The sequence below is a fragment of the Peribacillus sp. P4_C12 genome (assembly GCF_056402095.1).
This window is the reverse complement of record NZ_JBFUIB010000690.1, coordinates 1-1,637: the sequence shown is the minus strand read 5'-3', so window position 1 is coordinate 1,637 and position 1,637 is coordinate 1. Positions and strand designations below refer to the sequence as shown.

General features: G+C 39.5%; 4 protein-coding genes. All 4 read right to left on the bottom strand.

Going from position 1 to position 1,637, the window contains the following annotated elements:
• The coding region (locus AC1DUW_RS28045; protein ID WP_477644082.1) for a YlbF/YmcA family competence regulator at positions 1-391 on the bottom strand (391 nt) is incomplete at its 3' end.
• 36 nt (positions 392-427) lie between these two features.
• Positions 428-853 (bottom strand): hypothetical protein, encoded by a 426-nt coding sequence (locus tag AC1DUW_RS28040; protein WP_477644081.1) that lies wholly within the window; start codon positions 851-853, stop codon positions 428-430.
• A 60-nt stretch (positions 854-913) separates the two neighbouring features.
• A complete protein-coding gene (locus tag AC1DUW_RS28035; RefSeq protein ID WP_053345212.1) occupies positions 914-1,156 on the bottom strand; it encodes a YlbE-like family protein in 243 nt (80 codons plus the stop codon).
• 24 nt (positions 1,157-1,180) lie between these two features.
• Complete coding sequence (locus AC1DUW_RS28030) at positions 1,181-1,615, bottom strand: YlbD family protein (protein ID WP_053345211.1); 435 nt, start codon at positions 1,613-1,615, stop codon at positions 1,181-1,183.
• Positions 1,616-1,637 lie beyond the last annotated feature (22 nt).

Here is a 1,637-nt window from a genome sequence, read left to right as displayed (position 1 = left end):
CGAGGGTTTTAACCTGCTCAGAAACTGCCCGGCCAATTCGACCGCTGATTTCGTCAAGAACGGATTGCAATTCCGTCTCTGCCCTCTTAAACTGGGCAACGGTAGAATGCATATCCATATCTCGTTTAGCTTCTCTAGTCTCTAAATTGATACGTTTGTAGTCCGGATGATATTTACCGAACCTTTGAACATCTTCAAACAGATCCTTTAAAGAGGTAAACTTTGAAATCTTCTGCTGTGCCACTTTGTCGCTCTGTAATTTATATAAACTAAGGAGATATTCTTCTCCTATTTCAGAATGAAGGATTATTTCAGCTAATCCGTCAGCCTGTTGTAAAATGTCGATAATTTCCATAGTAGCAAGCATAAACAAGCTCACCTCCACCATCATTTTAACATTTCTTCCTATCAGATGCTAATGGTTTGATTAAATAGAGGAAGTGATATGTACCTCAAACTCTTTTTGTAATCCTGTTTTTTTACCTGAACCATTTAAAATCTCCAGCTTAATCTTATGCATGCCATTTGGAACATCCTTTAAGATAAAAGCCGCTGTCCGCATATCTTTTTTCTTTTGATTATCAATAGATACCGACACAGTTGCCAATTGTTTAGGATTTGTTTCAGAAAAACCATAATCCTTTAGGTAGCATTCAACATATACAGAGTTCCCTTTCACAAAAGTTTTCACCTGAAAGTCCTCATCCAAATTTTGGACGGTTGATACAGTGGTGGCAGCTTTTAAGTTAGAAACATGTTGTAGAGCTGCTCCTAAATTTTCAGGTTCCGGTATTTTCTTTCCACAACCTGTCGCTGCCATCAACACTGTTAGAACCATAATGAATCTTTTCATATCATCGTCCCCCTTTTGCCTTTATTGTTCGCCAAAAGGAGTAATTTACTCTTTTTTTCTTCATTCGCCTGGAGTATTCATCGCTTGAAACATATGAAGCATCATGGAAGCAACCTGAACGCTTTCTGAAAATTTAGAAACCCGATGTGGTATCGACTTCTCAAAATAGTATTTCGCTTCCGTTTCGAATACGTCCACTTCATGAGGATTCCGCATTAACCTTTTGTACCATGCAGGTTGAACCCTCAAGTAATTACGCATATCTTCATTTGTTTGAATAAATTCATATACATTCTGGCGCATGAAAAGCCCTCCCCTCTTCACTACTTAATCTTTGTTAAATATGAATGGATTCGTTCTCTGCCCTTTATCCTTCGGGGGCGGATTGGAATCACCTCCTGATTTATTCCCTTGGAAAGCCGATAGCACTCCCTGTATTGCCCCAATTGCCTGATTGGCATTTGTAATATATTGTTGTATCTGACCCATATCCATATTTTTAACTGCACTCATTAACGAACCTATCAACTCCGTACTTTGATCTCCCTTTTCTACCGGCTGTGATTGAGGTTCAGACTTCACTATAGATTCATTCACACTGCCGTCAGCCTGCCAGCGTGAATGATCTTCTCCGAGTAAGTACCATTCTTCAAAAAGTTCCTGCCATGTTGCTTGCTTGTTTCTCACTTCATTTACTAAATAAGGATGCTCCTTGACAAACTCCCGAAATCCATCGACGGAGGGGCGCTTTTTTTTTGCCATTACTCTCACCTCACACTAAGAC

Bases quoted from the DNA above. Each gene is read 5' to 3' on its own strand.
- AC1DUW_RS28030 (WP_053345211.1), bottom strand. From the start codon at position 1,615: ATGGCAAAAAAAAAGCGCCCCTCCGTCGATGGATTTCGGGAGTTTGTC.
- AC1DUW_RS28040 (WP_477644081.1), bottom strand. From the start codon at position 853: ATGAAAAGATTCATTATGGTTCTAACAGTGTTGATGGCAGCGACAGGT.
- AC1DUW_RS28035 (WP_053345212.1), bottom strand. From the start codon at position 1,156: ATGCGCCAGAATGTATATGAATTTATTCAAACAAATGAAGATATGCGT.